At 40.6% G+C, this 18,079-nt stretch carries 22 protein-coding genes and 1 pseudogene; 18 read left to right on the top strand and 5 right to left on the bottom strand.

Annotated features, from left to right (window positions below; all coding sequences use genetic code 11):
• Positions 1–593, bottom strand: a pseudogene (locus AS005_RS08565) (methyl-accepting chemotaxis protein); the annotation flags it as partial.
• A gap of 36 nt (positions 594–629) precedes the next feature.
• Entirely contained in the window at positions 630–1,562 is a 933-nt protein-coding gene (locus AS005_RS08560) for an inorganic phosphate transporter (RefSeq protein WP_101511289.1), read from the bottom strand.
• 362 nt (positions 1,563–1,924) lie between these two features.
• Here AS005_RS08560 and AS005_RS08555 point away from each other — a divergent pair, with 362 nt between their 5' ends.
• Genes AS005_RS08555 through AS005_RS08470 form a run of 18 tightly spaced genes read left to right on the top strand, consistent with a single transcriptional unit; the run spans position 1,925 to position 16,504 of the window.
• Positions 1,925–2,779: an ATP-dependent Clp protease proteolytic subunit gene (locus AS005_RS08555; RefSeq protein ID WP_101511288.1), complete on the top strand. Its 855-nt coding sequence runs from the start codon at positions 1,925–1,927 to the stop codon at positions 2,777–2,779.
• Positions 2,766–3,482: a ribonuclease HII gene (locus AS005_RS08550; RefSeq protein ID WP_101511300.1), complete on the top strand. Its 717-nt coding sequence runs from the start codon at positions 2,766–2,768 to the stop codon at positions 3,480–3,482. Before AS005_RS08555 ends, AS005_RS08550 begins: the two co-directional genes overlap by 14 nt.
• Entirely contained in the window at positions 3,433–4,074 is a 642-nt protein-coding gene (locus AS005_RS08545; protein WP_101511287.1) for a TIGR00153 family protein, read from the top strand. Before AS005_RS08550 ends, AS005_RS08545 begins: the two co-directional genes overlap by 50 nt.
• Position 4,075: 1 nt before the next feature.
• A complete protein-coding gene (gene mazG / locus AS005_RS08540) occupies positions 4,076–4,843 on the top strand; it encodes a nucleoside triphosphate pyrophosphohydrolase (RefSeq protein WP_101511286.1) in 768 nt (255 codons plus the stop codon).
• Entirely contained in the window at positions 4,840–5,829 is a 990-nt protein-coding gene (locus AS005_RS08535; protein ID WP_101511285.1) for a peptidyl-prolyl cis-trans isomerase, read from the top strand. The genes mazG and AS005_RS08535 overlap by 4 nt, the downstream gene beginning before the upstream one ends.
• Positions 5,826–6,857, top strand: coding sequence for an S-methyl-5-thioribose-1-phosphate isomerase (mtnA, locus tag AS005_RS08530; protein ID WP_101511284.1), 1,032 nt, complete (start codon positions 5,826–5,828; stop codon positions 6,855–6,857). The genes AS005_RS08535 and mtnA overlap by 4 nt, the downstream gene beginning before the upstream one ends.
• Before the next feature lie 2 nt (positions 6,858–6,859).
• A complete protein-coding gene (gene fliR / locus AS005_RS08525; RefSeq protein WP_199203894.1) occupies positions 6,860–7,630 on the top strand; it encodes a flagellar biosynthetic protein FliR in 771 nt (256 codons plus the stop codon).
• Entirely contained in the window at positions 7,561–8,685 is a 1,125-nt protein-coding gene (flhB, locus tag AS005_RS08520; RefSeq protein ID WP_101511283.1) for a flagellar biosynthesis protein FlhB, read from the top strand. The genes fliR and flhB overlap by 70 nt, the downstream gene beginning before the upstream one ends.
• Positions 8,682–10,718 carry a flagellar biosynthesis protein FlhA gene (gene flhA, locus AS005_RS08515; RefSeq protein WP_101511282.1) on the top strand — a complete coding sequence of 679 codons (2,037 nt, stop codon included), beginning with the start codon at positions 8,682–8,684 and terminating at the stop codon, positions 10,716–10,718. Before flhB ends, flhA begins: the two co-directional genes overlap by 4 nt.
• Positions 10,715–11,860: a flagellar biosynthesis protein FlhF gene (gene flhF / locus AS005_RS08510; RefSeq protein WP_101511281.1), complete on the top strand. Its 1,146-nt coding sequence runs from the start codon at positions 10,715–10,717 to the stop codon at positions 11,858–11,860. Before flhA ends, flhF begins: the two co-directional genes overlap by 4 nt.
• Complete coding sequence (locus tag AS005_RS08505; RefSeq protein WP_101511280.1) at positions 11,826–12,653, top strand: MinD/ParA family protein; 828 nt, start codon at positions 11,826–11,828, stop codon at positions 12,651–12,653. The genes flhF and AS005_RS08505 overlap by 35 nt, the downstream gene beginning before the upstream one ends.
• A gap of 6 nt (positions 12,654–12,659) precedes the next feature.
• Positions 12,660–13,349: a flagellar brake protein gene (locus AS005_RS08500; protein ID WP_101511279.1), complete on the top strand. Its 690-nt coding sequence runs from the start codon at positions 12,660–12,662 to the stop codon at positions 13,347–13,349.
• Complete coding sequence (gene cheC, locus AS005_RS08495; RefSeq protein ID WP_101511278.1) at positions 13,346–13,960, top strand: CheY-P phosphatase CheC; 615 nt, start codon at positions 13,346–13,348, stop codon at positions 13,958–13,960. Before AS005_RS08500 ends, cheC begins: the two co-directional genes overlap by 4 nt.
• A complete protein-coding gene (gene cheD / locus AS005_RS08490) occupies positions 13,957–14,430 on the top strand; it encodes a chemoreceptor glutamine deamidase/glutamate methylesterase CheD (RefSeq protein WP_101511277.1) in 474 nt (157 codons plus the stop codon). The genes cheC and cheD overlap by 4 nt, the downstream gene beginning before the upstream one ends.
• Before the next feature lie 17 nt (positions 14,431–14,447).
• Entirely contained in the window at positions 14,448–15,092 is a 645-nt protein-coding gene (locus AS005_RS08485; protein ID WP_233186300.1) for a FliA/WhiG family RNA polymerase sigma factor, read from the top strand.
• Positions 15,076–15,378 (top strand): hypothetical protein, encoded by a 303-nt coding sequence (locus AS005_RS08480; protein ID WP_101511276.1) that lies wholly within the window; start codon positions 15,076–15,078, stop codon positions 15,376–15,378. The genes AS005_RS08485 and AS005_RS08480 overlap by 17 nt, the downstream gene beginning before the upstream one ends.
• A gap of 26 nt (positions 15,379–15,404) precedes the next feature.
• A complete protein-coding gene (locus tag AS005_RS08475) occupies positions 15,405–15,857 on the top strand; it encodes a hypothetical protein (RefSeq protein ID WP_233186299.1) in 453 nt (150 codons plus the stop codon).
• Complete coding sequence (locus tag AS005_RS08470) at positions 15,842–16,504, top strand: hypothetical protein (protein WP_101511274.1); 663 nt, start codon at positions 15,842–15,844, stop codon at positions 16,502–16,504. Before AS005_RS08475 ends, AS005_RS08470 begins: the two co-directional genes overlap by 16 nt.
• Here AS005_RS08470 and AS005_RS08465 read toward each other — a convergent pair.
• The 3 genes from AS005_RS08465 to galT form a co-directional block, all read right to left on the bottom strand.
• Positions 16,491–16,721 carry a hypothetical protein gene (locus AS005_RS08465; protein ID WP_101511273.1) on the bottom strand — a complete coding sequence of 77 codons (231 nt, stop codon included), beginning with the start codon at positions 16,719–16,721 and terminating at the stop codon, positions 16,491–16,493. The genes AS005_RS08470 and AS005_RS08465 overlap by 14 nt on opposite strands.
• Positions 16,718–16,996 carry a stage V sporulation protein S gene (locus AS005_RS08460; protein WP_101511272.1) on the bottom strand — a complete coding sequence of 93 codons (279 nt, stop codon included), beginning with the start codon at positions 16,994–16,996 and terminating at the stop codon, positions 16,718–16,720. The genes AS005_RS08465 and AS005_RS08460 overlap by 4 nt, the downstream gene beginning before the upstream one ends.
• A 70-nt stretch (positions 16,997–17,066) precedes the next feature.
• Entirely contained in the window at positions 17,067–18,074 is a 1,008-nt protein-coding gene (gene galT / locus AS005_RS08455) for a galactose-1-phosphate uridylyltransferase (RefSeq protein WP_101511271.1), read from the bottom strand.
• Between the last annotated feature and the right edge of the window lie 5 nt (positions 18,075–18,079).

Below are 18,079 nucleotides of genomic sequence, written 5' to 3'. Positions count from 1 at the left end.
CCGTAACCGCTTTCGCCGAGTTTTCCACCCTTAACAACCGTGTTCCAGAAATCCTTTCCTTGTGAGAGATCGATCACATACCCAACTCCACCAAGCGTACCCGCCCCGTAAGCTCCAAGTGGGGCTAAGATAACTAAAGAAGGTCTATCTCTAAAGATATCGGGGATGACCAGGTAAGGTTCTTCGGTCTCCTTTAAGAGTTTTAAATATTTCTGATAGATTTCCGAAGTTGCCTCGAGTTCTTCCAAACCACCAGCGGTAGCAATGTATCCAGATCCCGTCATTTCTTCAAAAGCAAGGCCGGCGACGAGAGTATTAGATGCCTCCTGAATCAATTTGACCATGTTCGACGCCATAGAATAAGTATCCAGAAGTTGTGCTTCCATCGAAGTTGTAAGTCCTTTTGCTCTTTCCACGTACTTGTTCAATTTCTCGGAAAGGTAGTTGGAGAGAACATCAATTTGAACTGTTGCATTTTTCTTAACTGTTTCAACAACGGCTCCTGAAACACTTCGATAGATCAAATAAAAACTAACAAGGAGTCCTGCCAAAACAATCAATATAATCATAAAGATCTTCAATCGTAATGTCACGATCTCTACCTCCCGAATGTTGTAATTTACCATTCGTTATTTTATCAGAATACTGGTTAGAATGAAAGAAAAAATACCAGAAATTGTGGGAGTCAAAAACCAACCACTCAGAATTCTGATTAAAACTTTCTTATTTCCTAACTTCATTCCTTTCGAATATCCTGCTCCTAAAACCGCACCAACAATGGCCTGTGAAGAAGAAACTGGAATCCCCACCAAACTGAAGATCCAAACAGTTATAGCCTGAGAAAGAACTGCTACGGTCGAAGTGAAATGATCTAACTCTATTAATTTTTTTCCAACGGTCATCATGACGTTCTTGCTGTAAGTGAGTATACCAAGAGCTATACTTATACCACCAAGAATCGCTGCTTGCTCTACGTTGAGAAGTTTTCCTACGAACACCCCTGTTACATTCGCCACATTATTAGCACCGAGCGAAAAAGCACCGTACGCCCCAAACATCCAAGCAAAAACTTTTATAAGTTTATCCTGGGTCTGTATGTTGGGTATCTTTCTGAGAACATATGAAAAGGCCGGATAAAGTAAAAGACTCAAAATCAACGCACCTGTTGGTGTTAAAAGCCAAACAATGAATATCTTTGTCAAAGCTGTGAAGTCAACACCTTTTATACCCATGGTTGAAAGATTGGCCCCCACAATCCCACCAACTACCGCTTGAGATGTGGAAACTGGAATTCCCAGTTTAGTCATAATTGTAACGGTGAGAGCTCCGGAAAATACAGAAAGGGAAGAAGCAAGTAGATCCGAAGCACTAAGCGAACCTATGTTTTGGAGTCCTTTTCCTCCACCTACAACTGATCCAATTACGACGAAAATAGACGCCACAATGGTGGCCTTCCTATAAGGTGTCAATCCCGATCCTACAAAAGGTCCAAAAATATTCGCAGCATCGTTAGCCCCAAGTGACCATCCAAGAAAAAGCGCAGGAAGAAGATAAAGTATCATATGGAACCCCCCAAGAATTTGTGGTGAATCTAAAAAATTGTATCTCAAGAACTCGCAAAACAAAAAAACAAATGTTGAACCAATATATGAACGTTTCAGTCTCAACTCAAGGAATTGGGTAGTAGCAAATTCAACACCCGGTGGATTTTCACATTAATTTAAAAATATAGTACCACTTTAGGAAAGAAATTAGAATATTCTCTTAACCTGTTACATTTACAATGTAATTCGGAGAATGAAAATTGACCCCCCTATCCCCCTTGAGATACACCCCCCACGGCTTTGGCGGGCTCGAAAGAGCCCGCATTTTTTATTTTATGTGTGATAGAATTGTAAATGACAAATAAAGGGGAGGGGAAGCTATGGGAGATATTGGCACCTTAATCTTTCAAATTTTTTGGATGATTTTTATATTTTCGCTCATTACGCCTTTTCTTAAGAATTCCGCTCTTAAATCCGCAAGAGAGACCCTTATAAGAAGTCTCGAAAAAAAGCGAAACAGCCGAGTGATAACTCTCATACATCGGACTGAATCCATAAATTTTCTTGGGTTTCCTGTGAGACGTTACATCGATATAGAGGACTCAGAAGAAGTTTTGAGAGCGATAAAGTTAACTCCCCAAGACATGCCCATAGATTTAATAATACACACGCCAGGTGGTCTTGTCTTAGCTGCAGAACAGATAGCAAGAGCTCTGAAAAGACACAAAGGAAAAGTAACTGTTTTCGTTCCACACTACGCTATGTCCGGTGGAACTTTGATCGCTCTCGCTGCCGATGAGATAGTTATGGATGAAAACGCTGTTTTGGGTCCTCTTGATCCTCAGATTGGTAACATGCCTGCTCCTTCCATCCTTTCAGTTGTTAAGAAGAAAGATGTTAACGAAATAGATGATCAAACACTTATTCTTGCAGATATAGCTGAAAAGGCTATCAAGCAGATGAAAGAATTCGTAAAGGAAATTCTAATAGACAAGATGCCGGGGGAGAAAGCTGAGGAAGTAGCAAGTAGACTCTGTGAAGGATATTGGACACATGATTATCCTCTCAACTATCAGAAACTGAAAGAGCTCGGAATACAAGTGAATACAAACATGCCCGCAGAAGTTTACGAGCTCATGGATCTTTACAAACAGTCGGAACCCAAACGACCGTCCGTCGGGTACATACCCGCACCTTATTACAAAGGAAGGGAAACGAGTGGTGAGAATAGATGATTTTTACAAGAAAGAATATGGTTTGGTAGTGGGTGTGGATGAAGCAGGTAGAGGATGTTTAGCAGGCCCAGTAGTGGCTGCAGCTGTGTTTTTGAAAGAAAATGTAGAAGGAATAAACGACTCAAAACAACTCTCTCCAAAAATAAGGGAGGAACTTTTCGGTATGATAATGAAAAAAGCTGTCGTTGGAATTGGAATTGCTACACCCGAGGAAATAGATATCTTGAACATATTCAATGCCACAAAAATTGCCATGAATCGCGCATTAGAGAATCTTTCCGTAAAACCAGCATTCGTGCTTGTGGATGGAAAAGGAATAGAACTTAACATTCCAGGGGTTTGTTTGGTCAAGGGAGATCAGAAAAGTAAGCTGATAGGCGCTGCATCCATAGTTGCCAAGGTGATAAGGGATAGAATGATGGAAAAATTCAGCAAGATTTATCCACAATTTTCCTTCCACGAACACAAAGGATACGCTACAAAGAAACACTTAGATGAGTTGAAACATCATGGTGTGCTTCCCATACACAGAATGAGTTTCAAGCCGGTTTTGGAAAATCTCTCTGGAGAAATTCTCTCTGAGTTTTTGAAAAAAAATCTCATCTCCAAAGAACGTTTCGAAAAAATCTCAAATCTTTTGGGGGCGAGAAGAAATGTGGTTTTCCGGAAAGAAGGAGTCGGACATAATCTCACTCTTTTTTAATCATGTCGGCAAAGTAGAAGAAACTCTGTCGTGCGTTTTCGATCTTCTGAAAAATTATCTCAGAGAATCCGACGAAATAGAAAGTTTGTACATACGAGCTCAGAGATTGGAAAGTGAAGCAGATAGGGCTCGACGTAAAACCGAGATGGAAATGTACAGCGGGGCTTTTCTACCAAACTTTCGAGGAGATCTTCTGGGTTTGATAGAGTCTTTAGATAAAGTGGCGAACAAAGCTGAGTACGTCGCGGATCTGCTGGTTCTTCAGAAACCCGAGATTCCTTCCGAAATAAAGGATCTCATATTAAGACAGATGGAATATTCTCTAAAGGCTTTCAGCTCTTTGAAACTGGCTCTGAAACATCTCTTCGAAGACTTGGACCGGGTAGGAGAATACGTTCTTGAAGTTGAAAGATACGAACACGAAGAAGATTCCGTAGAAAGAGAAGCTTTGAAAAAGTTGTTCAATATGGAGATAGATAGATGCAAAAAACTCGAGGTAAAGGAACTCATCAGGTGCATAGGAGACATTGCCGATAGAACGGAAGATGTCTCGGATAGAGTAGAGATCGTGCTTTTGAAGAGGAGGTTTTGAAATGGGAAGATCTGGTGAAATCTTCGAGGAACTCCTAGCCATAATGGAAAAACTTCGCTCTCCTGAGGGTTGTGAATGGGATAGAAAACAAACCCACGAAAGTTTGAAACCTTATCTCATTGAAGAATGTTACGAACTGATAGAAGCGATAGATGAAAAAAACGATGAGATGATGAAAGAGGAGCTCGGTGATGTACTTCTCCAGGTAGTTTTTCATTCTCAAATTGCAAAAGAGAGAGGAGCATTCACGGTGGAAAATGTAATTGAACATCTAAATGATAAACTCATTAGACGCCATCCCCACGTCTTCGGAGACAGCCCAGGGTATTCTTACAAACAATGGGAAGACATAAAAGCACAAGAGAAAGGAAAAGACAAATCATCGAGGATAGGAGAGATAAACCCACTTGTGCCAGCTTTGTCAATGGCGAGACGAATTCAAGAAAACGCCTCACAAGTAGGTTTCGACTGGGAGGATGTGAAAGGAGTTTATGAGAAGATAGAGGAGGAATTGAAAGAGTTGAAAAATGCTCAGAATCCTGAAAAGGTGGAAGAAGAGTTCGGAGATCTTCTCTTCTCCGTAGTTAATCTTTCAAGATTCTTGGGTGTTGAACCGGAGTCTGCTCTAAGAAAAGCAACTAAAAAGTTCGTGGAAAGATTTAAAAAGATGGAAGAACTCATAGAGAAGGATGGATTGGTTTTGGAACAATTATCGTTAGAGAAATTGAATGAATACTGGGAGAAAGCGAAAGGAGGAGATGAAGAATGAAAAAGGTGATTTTCCTGTCACTCATGGCAATGGTGGTCACTCTTTTTTCCCAAGCAACTACCACTTCCAGCACAATAGTAGCAATTGTTAACGGTGAACCCATTACCTCTGATCTTTTAGAGATTGAGGCGGATGTGAGCAATCTTCTCAAAAGCATCGCTCAAATTGACACCAGATTCTTCAATGTTCTTACAGGCACAGAAGAAGGTTTGAAATTGCTGTTGAAGTACAAATTGGAAGTTTTAAATTCTCTGATAGATGACCTTCTTATACAACAACTCGCCGAAAAGGAAGGTGTAGGAGTAACGGAGGAAGAGGCGAATGCAGAAGTTGAAAAAAGGCTCAAAGAAACTGTGGAAACGATGGGAATAACTCTCGAAGATTTAGACAAATTTTTGCAGAGTTCAGGTTACGGAGATCTCGAAACGTTCAAAAAGCGACTCATCTGGCACATGAAAACACAGCTTTCCCTCCAAAGACTCCAAGAAAAAATCACTCAGAGCGCAACCGTTACCTCTGAAGAAGCACAAAAGTATTACAACGAAAACAAAGAATCTTTCAGAATACCGGCGGCGGTTCATCTCTATCGGATAGTAGCCAAAGAGAAAAACACTATCGATGAGGCTCTTTCCAGGATCAGAAAAGGGGAAGAATTTCTTGAAGTTGCTACACAAGTGGCAACTGGTGGAGATCTTGGGTGGATAGAAGAAGGCCAACTGAACGAAGATATAGAAAGTGTTATTTTTGACGCACCAGAAGGAGCTATTCTTGGCCCATTTGAATCGAAAGACGGTTTCGTTCTTTACAAAATTGTTGAAAAAAGGACTTCCTCTTACAAAACGTTCGATGAGGTGAAAGAAGAGATTATCAACAAACTTCTTTCAGACAAAAAAACACAGCTTTGGAGCGACTGGTTTGAAAAAGCCTTCGAAGAGTTCAAAAAGAAAAGTCAAATAGAGATAAAACTTGGAGGGAGCGGAAAGTGAAGCTGAAGACAAAAACGATGGAGTGGACTGGTCAATCGTTGAAATTGTTAGATCAAAGAAAACTTCCTTTCGTCGAGGAATACGTTGAATGTAGATCGCACAAAGAGGTTGCTCATGCAATAAAAGAAATGATTGTGAGAGGAGCACCAGCAATTGGTGTTACAGCAGCGTTCGGATATGTTTTAGGATACAGAGAATTCAAAAATGGTAACTTGAAAGAATGGATGGAACAAGTGAAATACACTCTTTCCCAAACAAGGCCAACTGCTGTGAACCTCTTTTGGGCGTTGAACAGAATGGAGAAAGTATTTCTAGAAAACATCAACGAAAAAGATCTTGACACAATCCTGGAAAACGAAGCCATGAGGATGGCATACGAAGATATAGAAACGAACAAGGCTATTGGAAAAAACGGTGCTGAGCTCATAAAAGACGGTTCGACCGTTCTCACTCACTGCAATGCAGGAGCGTTGGCAACTGTAGATTACGGTACAGCCCTCGGCGTTATCAGGGCAGCTGTCGAATCCGGAAAGCGCGTGAAAGTCTTCGCTGACGAGACACGACCGTATCTTCAGGGAGCAAGGCTAACCGCTTGGGAACTCATGAAAGATGGTATAGAGGTGTACGTCATCACGGACAACATGGCAGGATGGCTCATGAAAAGAGGTTTGATAGACGCCGTTGTAGTGGGGGCAGACAGAATCGCTTTGAACGGAGACACCGCGAATAAAATAGGAACTTATTCACTTGCAGTCCTTGCTCACAGAAACAATATACCTTTTTACATAGCAGCTCCCGTTTCCACCATCGATCCCACCATAAAGAGTGGAAAAGAAATTCCTATTGAAGAGAGAAAAGCGGAAGAGGTAACTCATTGCGGTGGAAGTAGAATTGTACCAGAAGGAGTGAAAGTTCTAAATCCAGCCTTCGACGTTACAGAAAATTCCTTGATAACAGCGATCATAACTGAGAAAGGTGTTGTGAAACCACCGTTTGAAGAAAATATAAAGAAGATTCTTGAGGTGTAAAATTGGATCAGTTTTTCATCTTTCTTGAAGAAAAATTTTTGGCTTGGATGTGTCTGTTCGTAAGATTTACAGGCTTTTTCGTAATCGCTCCCTTTTTTTCGGAAAGGGCGTTTCCTGTTATCGTAAAAGTATTTCTTGCATTGTTCACAAGCTGGCTGACACTTTATTCATCGGATATCGAACTTCCACTCGATACGCCCGTGTTGGGATTCACTTTGAACGTGGTTTTCAACTTTTTAGTAGGAATGGGACTTGGATTCATTGTCTATTTGTTTCTTCAAGTGTTCAACGGTGCTGGCTATGTGTTTGGATTTCAAATAGGCTTTGGTATGGAGGAAGTCTTTGCACTCGGTGAAGAACAAACTAATCCTACGGGAGGTTTACTTTACTTTTTAGCTCTTACTGTTTTCGTCTTGATAAAAGGCCCACTGTTGATATTCGAGGGTCTCAGAGATTCGTTGAGAGTTTTCCCAATAGATCTCGTAAATTTGAAGAGCGATTTTTTCGCCTACATTGTGGGAAGATCTGGTGAGTTTTTCGTTATGATTCTTAAAATAGGTGCTCCTGTCATCGCTTTCATGCTCATTATAAGCATTGTCCTTGGAATCGTGTCGAGGTTGATACCTCAAATGAACGTTTTCATGGTTGGGTTGCCTTTGAAAGTGATAGTCGGTGTTATATTGATTTTGGGGATGCTTCCTATATGGGCAGAAATGGCTCAAAGAGTTTCAAGTCTTACCTTGAATGCTATTCAAGAACTTCTTGGGAAATAATACCGCTCCTATTTGCTGAAGCAGAGAGAACAGAGCGTGCCACACCAAGAAAAAGAAGAAAAGTAAGAGAAGAAGGAAGAGTTCCTACTTCACGGGAACTCAATATGGCTATTACCTTCCTTGCTTTCGCTGTCGTCTTGAAGGTATTCGGATTCCGTGCTACAAATGAGATCGCTCAAGATATCCAAGTGTTTTTCGCATTCGAGAGGACAAACGATATTCTCATGGTAGCTTTGGAACAATTCAAAAAGATATTCATGATGATGGGTGGCCTCATCCTGTTCATAATGGCTTCGGGAGTTTTGGTTGGAGCTTTACAGACAAGGTTTTTGTTTGCGCCTAAAGCTTTAAAACCAGATCTTAACAGAATAAATCCGGTTGAAGGTTTCAAAAGATTGTTCTCTCTCAAATCTTTGGTCGAACTTTTGAAAGCGATTCTGAAAGTCTCCATTGTGGGGATCGTTGTTTACCAAGTTTTGAGAAATAGATGGCATGAAATGGTTCTTTTTTCCGAAATGGGGATAGAAGATATGTTCTTGAACTTTTGGGATATCGCTTCTGAAATTGCATTGAAAAGTGGTATGGCTCTTCTCATTCTCGCTATTTTCGACTATCTCTACCAGAGATGGGAATATGAAAAGAGCATCCGGATGACTAAACAAGAACTTAAAGATGAACTCAAAGAAGTGGAAGGAAATCCCGAAGTGAAGAGAAGGCAGAGACAAATAATGTATGATATTTTACGAAAAAGAATGATGGAAGAAGTACCGAAGGCAGATGTTGTGATAACAAACCCAACACACTTTGCTGTCGCCCTCAAATATGATCCAGATACGATGAACGCCCCCACAGTGGTAGCAAAGGGAGTAGATCACTTAGCACTGAGGATCATCGAAATTGCAAAGGAAAACGGAGTAGCTATTGTGAGAAATCCTCCTCTTGCTCGTGACCTGTACTACAAAGTTGAAGTAGGTGAAGAAATATCTTCTGAATTCTATAAAATAGTGGCAGAGATACTCGTTTACGTTTACACGAAAAGAGGAGTGAGAATTTGAAGAATGTGGATGTTGTTGTTTCATTGTTGATAGTGGCTATCGTTCTTTTGATGGTGCTTCCTATACCGGATAGAATGCTGGATTTCTTCCAAATCCTTAATATAACGCTTTCCATGATCATTCTCTTTTCCACCATGTACATCAGAAATGCACTCGAGTTGTCTTCTTTTCCGACTTTACTCCTTGTCGTAACACTCTTCAGATTGGGTTTGAACATAGCGTCGACAAGACTCATTCTTTTGGAAGGTCCAAAATTCCAAGGAAGAGTCATTCGAACCTTCGGTGATTTTGTTGTTCGCGGCGATTACGTTGTTGGGTTAATCGTTTTCATGATTCTTGTGATAATACAATTCATAGTCATCACAAGAGGAGCTGAGAGGATAGCAGAGGTGGCCGCGAGATTCACATTGGATGCCATGCCTGGAAAACAAATGAGTGTAGATGCGGATTTAAACAGCGGTTTGATAACAGAAGAAGAGGCGAGAAAGAGACGAGAGGAAATAAGAAGAGAAGCAGATTTTTATGGTGCTATGGATGGAGCGAGTAAATTCGTAAGAGGGGACGCAATAGCGAGCATTATTATTGTCCTCATCAACATAGTCGGTGGCCTTCTCATCGGTATGTTGAGACACGGTATGAGTTTAGGAGAAGCCGCACAAGAGTATGTGATTCTCACGGTAGGTGATGGGCTTGCCGCTCAGATACCTGCCCTGCTGGTATCTACGGCAACAGGTATCATTGTATCACGAGCAGCATCGAAAGAAAATCTTGGAAAAGATCTTGTTTCTGAACTCTCTAGAGAAACAAAGGTACTCATCCTCACAGGTGGTGTTCTGATCTTTCTAGGGCTTTTCACACCCATTCCTTTCTTCAGTGCCCTGATTGGAGGGGCTCTGATTTTTCTGGCAGTCTACACTTCGAGAGCGGTTCCACAGGAAGAACTGGCTGGTCCTTCACCTGTTGAAAAACCAACTAGACCTGTTTTGTCGACACCTGAAGAGGTAGCAGAGGTGATACAGAGTGACACTGTGGAGGTCGAAATCGGTTACGGGCTAATCCCTTTTGCTGATCCTTCACAGGGAGGTGATCTTCTCGATAGAATCACCTCCATCAGGAAGCAATTAGCTTTTGAGCTGGGTATAGTGGTTTCGCCTATCAGAGTTAGAGATAGCGTCCTTCTCAAACCAAACGAGTATTCCATAAAAATAAAGGGTAGTGAAGTCGCAAGATATGAACTAGTTCCAAATAGGTTGTTGGCCATAAATCCAGGAACTGCAACTGAGAAGATACCAGGGATACCGACCAAAGAACCTGCTTTCAATCTTGAAGCGTATTGGATCGAAGAATGGAGAAAAGAAGAAGCCCAGCAGAAGGGTTACACGGTTGTGGATCCTCCCACGGTATTTGCTACACACCTTTCAGAAGTTTTGAGACGTCACGCCGATGAACTTCTCGGATTCAGAGAATTTGAATTGTTGGTAGAAGGTTTGAAGGAAAAATTTCCGAAATTGGTCGAGGATCTCATTCCAGAAGTATTGAAACCTGCCGAAGTCAAAAGGGTTCTTCAGAAACTCTTGAAAGAAGGGGTTTCAATTCGAAACCTCCCAACGATTTTTGAAACACTTCTGGAGAGTGCTGAAAAGAGCAAGGATATAGACTATTTGGTTGAAAGTGTGAGAAAAGCCTTGAAGAGACAGATTGCTTCTCAAGTCAAGGCAGAGGACAGCAAGATACACGCTGTGGTTCTTGAAAGAGATCTAGAACAGAAACTTTCAGAGTCTGTGAAAGAAATTGGTGATGAGCGAGAACTCCTTCTAAATCCAGAGATATCCAAAGAACTCATGAACAAAGTTTCGGAAGCTTTGAGTAACTTGATGAAGAAGGGATATCAACCAGTAATAATTTGTTCCTCAAGCATAAGACCTTACTTTTCCAAGTATATATCGAGGAGCGTGCCGGGAGTCTTCGTACTCTCTTACGATGAAATACCAGATGATTACACTCTCCAAATCGAAGGCGTGGTGAGATTATGAAGATAAAAAAGTACGTTGCCGAAAGTATAAGAGAGGCCATGATGATGATAAAAAGAGAACTCGGAGAGAATGCTGTTATTCTGAGTTCTCGGAGGATAAAAAAAGGAGGATTCTTGGGTATAGGAAGGAAAACGTATTTTGAAGTGACAGCTGCAGTAGACGATAAGAGGGAAGAGAAAAGGATAGAAGATAAAACCACATACAGACTCCAAGAAATTTTAATAAAGAATCGCCAATCTTCGAACGATAATATTAAAGATGAATTCGATGAGATAAAGCGAACAATAAATGAAATAAAGCAGATCCTTATAAAGGAAAAGAGACAATCTCTCCCAGAAGGTCTCTCCAAGATACTCTATGGTATGGAAAAACAGGAAATATTGCCGGATATTCGATACAAATTGATAGAATTTTTGAAAATGAAATACGGAGATTTGGATCTTTACTCAAATGAAACGTTTAGGATACTCTCTGAACAACTTTCAAACTTCATAAGAATAAACGTACCTGCGTTCGAAAAAGCGAAGGTGCTCTTTGTTGGAACCACTGGAGTGGGGAAAACAACTACTCTCGCGAAACTCGCTGCAAAACTCAAGATAGAAGAGAAGAAAAGCGTAGCAATTTTAACACTTGATACTTATAGAATAGCGGCTGCTGAACAGTTGAAAACGTACGCGGAGATAATGGATATCCCAATGAAGATTGCCTACACACCAAAAGAAGCCGAATACGAGATGATGGCTCTGAAAGGTTATGACATTCTTCTCGTGGATACAGCTGGAAGGAGTCATCAAAATGAACTTCAAATGAGTGAAATAAAAGCTCTTTGGGAGGCAGTGAAACCAGATATCACTTTCTTGGTCTTATCGATGAATTACAAACTTGACGATATGAAAAAGATGATAGAACGTTTCTCCCAGGTGAAACCCACTCATTTGATTCTCACGAAAATGGACGAAACATCCATTTATGGTACGTTTGTGAACGTTTCTGAAATCGCCGAGTTGCCGATAGCTTTTGTAACCAATGGGCAAAGAGTTCCAGACGACATTTTTGAAGCTAATTCTGTTGAGCTTGCAAGAGTTATTGCTGGTGAGGTGTTGAATCATGCCAGATCAGGCGGAACATCTCAGGAAGAGTGAACCGAATATTGTGAGTGTTTTGAGTGGAAAAGGCGGTGTGGGGAAATCTGTTATAGCAGTCAATCTTGCTCTTGCTCTGAAAGAGAAGGGTATGAACGTGCTACTGTTCGACGCGGATGTTGGATTTGGAAGTGTAGAAATTCTCCTCGGTTTCATGGCTCCTAAAACGCTGAAAGATTTCTTTAGATCGGACATGAAGATTGAAGATATTGTTTTTGAGACCAAATACGGTATAGACGTGCTCAGCTCAGGAATAGACATGGAAGATCTTTTACTTTTCAACATGAGTGATCGAAGACGTTTTTTCGAAAGCTTTTCAAGACTTTTGAGAAAGTACGACTACTTGATCATAGATTTTCCTCCCGGGTACAATGAGAATCTGGACAGTTTTTACATGCAATCTGATTTCCTGATACTGGTTACCACGCCAGAGCCAACTTCCATTGTAAACACTTACACATTGATAAAGCTTCTTTCAACAAAAGGAGTAACACCCGAAGAAGTGTTTCTTGTCATGAACATGGCAAAGAACATGAAAGAAGGAAGGGTGGCAGCTGATAGACTCAAAAGAGTGGTTGAAAGATTCGTGGGGTTTACCATAAAACACTCTTTTGTGATAAAAGAAGACAGTGTAGTACACAGAAGTGTTAACTCGCAAGAACCTTTTGTTAAATCACACAGGCGTTCACAACCTGCATTCGCGATATTTGGCCTCAGAGAGAAGATATTAAAAGAACCTGTTCAAAGTGGAGGATTTTTGAACAAGATAAGACAAATGCTGGGAATAGGGTGATGAGATATGCAATATTATACGGAGTTAGTAAAAGCAAATGATGTCATCAGACCCGGGCAGAACGTTTCCGTTGAAGTTACCAGCCCTGAGGATTTAGAGGGGGAATACAAGAGTAGCGTTCACGATGTGGATTTTGAAAGGGGTATTCTGATACTCTCTATGCCAAGTTTCAAGGGAAGACTCGTCCCTCTTCCACGTGGAACACGGTGTGTTGTGAAAATAATAGACAGTTCCGCAATTTACATGTTCAGAACTTCTGTTTTGGAGAGTGGAAGGGACGAAGATGGTTTTCCAGTTACAAAAGTGTTGTTTCCAAACAAATTGAGAAAAGTCCAAAGGAGACGGTACAAGAGGATAAAAATATCTTTAGAGGGAACTTACAGAGTCTCCTCCAAAGATGAACCACCTAAACGTTTTGTTACAAGAGACTTCAGTGCTGGAGGAATGTTGATGGTCGTGAATGATATTTTAACACCAGGGCAAATCATATACGTTACCATAGATCTAGATACAGATTTGAAACTGGTAGATCATCCTGCCAGAATCGTGAGAGATGCTGGTATGCTTGAAACGGGGGAAAGAATGTATGGTGTGGAGTTCTTAAATGTTCCCCCTTCTCTTGAAAAAAAGTTGGTGACGTTCGTCTTCAGGAAAGAGATAGAAATGAGGAACAAAGAAAGGGGAGAGACCGAATGAACATATCTGAAAGACAGAAAGATCTACTGAAGGAAATTGGAAACATAGGATCAGGAAATGCTGCGACAGCTATTTCTTATATGGTGAACAAAAAAGTTGAAATTTCCGTTCCTAATGTGGAAGTCGTTCCTCTGAGCGATGTAATATTCGTGGCAAAAGATCCAGAAGAGATAGTTGTGGGTGTGAAAATGCCCATAGCGGGTGAATTAGAAGGGAACGTTCTTTTGATAATGGGTGCAAACGTGGTTAAAAAAATACTGGGAATTCTCGTAGGTAAACCACCGGAAAATTTGATGGAACTAGATGAGTTCTCTTCATCGGCCCTTCAAGAAATTGGAAATATCATGTGTGGGACTTATGTTTCCGCACTCGCTGATTTTCTGGGTTTTAAAATAGATACTTTACCTCCACAACTTGTTGTAGATATGATATCAGCGATATTCGCAGAAGTTTCTCTGGAAGAAATTGGAGAAAGCACCGATGATCAAGTAATATTTGTGGAGACTTCTCTCACAGTAGAAGACGAGGAACCAGTGACGTCGTATTTAATGTTGGTACCGAAACCGGGTTATCTAAAAAAGATATTCGAAAGGATGGGTGTTCAGGAATGAAAAAAGTAATAGGAATCGGAGAATACGCTGTTATGAGAAACCCAGGTGTTATAGTCACTCTTGGGTTAGGTTCTTGTGTAGCTGTGTGCATGAGGGATCCTGTAGTAGGAGTAGGAGGAATGGCTCATGTCATGCTCCCTGACAGCGGTGGGAGAATGGATAAACCTGGAAAATACGCGGATACCGCTGTGAAAATCTTGGTGGAAGAGCTTGAGAAAATGGGTGCAAAAAGAAACAGGTTGGAAGCTAAAATAGCCGGTGGAGCCAGTATGTTCGATTCCAAGAGCATGAACATAGGACAGAGAAACGTGGAAGCTGTGAAAAAGCATTTGAAAAATTTTGGAATAAAATTGCTGGCAGAAGATACAGGAGGTAACAGAGCAAGAAGTGTGGAATACAACATATCAACCGGAAAACTCCTCGTGAGAAAGGTGGGCGGTGGTGAACGATTAGAAATAAAAGAAATTTGATATGGGACAGAGAAAGAATGATAAGAAATTTGCTTCCAACGATCAAAAGGATTGCTGAAGACTTAAGCCACACTCTTCCTCCAAATGTGGAAGTAGATGATCTGGTACAAGAGGGTATCGTTGCAGCGCTTTCTGCTTTCGAGAGATACGATCCTTCGAAAGCTAGTTTCACAACGTTTGTTATGAAGAGAATAAAAGGGGCGATGTACGATTATTTAAGGAGAATAGATTGGATGCCAAGAAATTTGAGGAAAAGCGTGAAATTGGTAGAGAAGGCAATCTACGAAAACGAAGATTTCCCAACTGATGAAGAGATAGCCAGAAGGACAGGATTAGAATTAAAAGAGATCGTTCGAGCTAAGAATGAGATGATGCGAAGACAGTTATTGATGATAGATGCGTTTGAAGACGAACCTATTTTAAAAACAGAAGGTCCAGAAGAGAATGCTTACAGAGAACTTCTAAAAGAAGAAATCAAAAAGGCTATCGAAAAACTTTCAGACAGAGAAAAACTCGTTCTTTCCTTGCGATTTGAAAAAGATTTGTCTTTGAAAGAGATAGCCCATGTCATAGGTGTTTCTGAATCACGTGTATCTCAGATAGTGAGTTCGGCTCTTCTGAAAATAAAGAAGGAAGTGATGGGTAATGATCAGACCGATTGATTTTCAAGGCTTTGTGGTAAAGGGAGTAGAGTCCGTTCAAAATGTTTCTCAAATTTTGAATCAACAAGCTTTGATGCAACAGATAACGGAACAACATTTGATACAACGTTTTACAAGAGAACAACAATCAGTCAAAGAAAGCGACCTCACAGAAGGAACTAAGATGAAAACTTCAACAGAAGGAGAAAGAAAGAGAGAATTTCAAAACTATCGAGCAAATACTAGAAAAAGGAAAACCATATTAAAAGAAGAAAACAAAGGATTATTTTTGGACGTGAGAACGTGATGATCGCATATCTGGAGTCAAAGAGGGTGAATCAAAAATTTATCGGAGGACTCCTCGTAGTTGATGAAAGAGGAATTCCAATGGAGTTCAAGTACACCGATCCTATAATTCCCAACGAACTCCAGAAAATATTGTATGGAGGATCACTCGAAGTTTATCTGAAATCGGAACTCATAGCCAAAACTTTGATGAAAAAAATGGAGAAAAACCCAGACTTCATTTTCATTCGTGATCCCGAACTATTGGAAGTAGATCCTAGGCTGATTCTTATTTCCGAAAAGAAAGAACGCCTTGAAAAGCCCCTTCGTATTTCCGAGGAGGAAGCATTTCTCCCTTTCAGAGGTAATGCAATAAGGATTGTCGGAAAATTATCCGATGAACAATTAGAAAAACTCATGAATCTTTTAGAAAACTTTGATGTTTTGGAACCATTTCAGAGATTGGACAAGGCGTTGGATTATGTATGCTCAGGAGAATAGTAGCACTCATCAAAAAGTGGTTTGAGGGTTTTTTTCTAGAGTTAAAAGGTCCAAAGGTGAGTGAAATCGTATTCACTAGGCCGTCACTTGACGTGAAAGAAGAACATTTTGATCATGTAGTGACAGTCTGTTCACTAAAAAACGAACCAAAGGTTAAAAGCGAGATTTTCAGGCAAGAAGAAATACTCGTCGAAGAGGTAGTGAACAACGAAAAGATCACTTGCCATTCTGAAGAAATCGAGATTTTGGCCGTTGAATCTCATCTCTCAAGCCCCATCGAGATGGAAACGAACTTCCACTCGGAAAACTTTCTATTTTCAACAGATATCCGTTCTTTTATTCTTCTAGAGCCAAAGGTTTTTTCCAACAATAACATAAAAGCTTTGAAGAGAATAATGGTAAGAAGAGAAACGAAGGTTGATAAGAAAAAAATGGAAGGAGCACTGAAAGTGCTCCTTTCGGAATTAAAGGAGAAAAGTTTCGACCGAGTAAGTTTCGTGGGATATTACAGAAACGTACCATCTGGAAAAACAACCTTCTTACATGGGAATCTCTTAGTAGAAGCTGAAAAAGGAACATCAAGAGACTTAATGGTGTTCGAAATAATCATCAAAGGAACAAAAAAGTACATTTTCATCGCCGTTTGAAGAATTTTGAAAGCTCCTCAACATTTTCCAAAACCGCCTTGAAGAACTTGAAAGCCTCAATGTCAATTTCGGATCTCTTGTCCATGAAGTAGTATGTCATCTTTTTCCGAAATTTTTCCCTCTCTTCATCAGGCATATCTAGAATCTGAAGAACGATGGTTTTAATTCTCGGATCTTCCTTCATCGCCTTCAAAATTTCTTGAATTTCCGGTTTCATCCCTCACTTTTGTTGTTCTCCAGAAAGACCTTGAAGGAAATTCCCGTTCTCACATCGTCCCCGATCTTTATCTCGATGAATCCTGGTACAACGAAGAGATCCTTTCCGGATTCTTCTAAAAATCTCCTGGCAACAGCAAGAGCCTTTACCGCTTGATTTACAGCTCCCGCACCGATTGCCTGAATCTCTACCTTTTCACTCTTGGAAAGAGATCCGGCAATAGCCCCGGCAACTTTGTTTGGATTCGAATTCGAACTTACTTTTAGAATTTCCATTCTACCATTCCTCCTTACTCACGAGTTCTCTAACTTGCATTTTATCATAAAAGATTTATATGATTCAAACTCACTCTATAACCACTTCTCTCAGATATTTAGCGGCGTCTTCCGGTGGTACCGTGTTTATGTAGAAACCGGTTCCCCACTCGAAACCCGCTACCTTTGTCAGCCTTGGGAATATCTCTATATGCCAATGATAATAATCTTTCCCCTCAAGATTGGTAGGTGAAGTATGGATTATCAAGTTGTAGGGTGGGTTGTCGAGAGCCGAATAGATCCTGTAAAGCACGTTTTTTAATATTTTCGCAAGAGAACTTACCTCATCCTCAGAAATCAAATGAAAACTGTTCATATGTCTCTTTGGAAGAATCCAGGTTTCAAACGGAAATCTGGAGGCAAAGGGTTCTATCGCTATGAATTGATCGTTTTCTTCGACAATTCTTTCTCTTTCCCTCTTTTCTTCATCGATAATATCACAGAAAGGACATCTTTCTTTGTATTCGAAGTATTCCTTGGATCCATCGAGTTCCTCTTGAACTCTTTTAGGCATGATAGGCAATGCAATTATCTGACTGTGAGGATGGCTGAGAGAAGCTCCAGCATCTTTTCCATGATTTTTGAAGATCAAAATATACTTTATTCTGCTGTCCTTCATGAGCTGTTCGTATCTGATCTTGTAAGCCCAGATTACTTCTTCAACGTTTTTGTAATCCATAACGGCCAGGTGTGAGTTATGATCAGGCGTTTCTACGACGACATCATGATAACCAAAACCCATGGCTGCATCGTACATCCCTCTGCCATACTTTCTCAACGGTGTGTTTGGATCTACTGCTGGGAACTTGTTGGGTACAACTCTCACCCACCATCCAGGAGTGTTGGGTTCCGTGTCAGCAGGTCTGAAAGCAAATATTTCGGGTGGTGTCGTATGTTCGTTTCCATAATCGAAAGGGCAAAATCCTTCTTCCTGAGGTGTTTCCACTCTCACTCTTGCGAAATCATGAGGTCTCTTTGCTCTTTCTGTAGCTATTATGACCCATCTCTTTATAATAGGATCCTTTCTGAATTCCGGCATTTCCT

The sequence above is a fragment of the Thermotoga sp. KOL6 genome, assembly GCF_002866025.1.
GTDB lineage: Bacteria > Thermotogota > Thermotogae > Thermotogales > Thermotogaceae > Thermotoga.
This window is presented reverse-complemented; position numbering and strand designations above follow the sequence as displayed.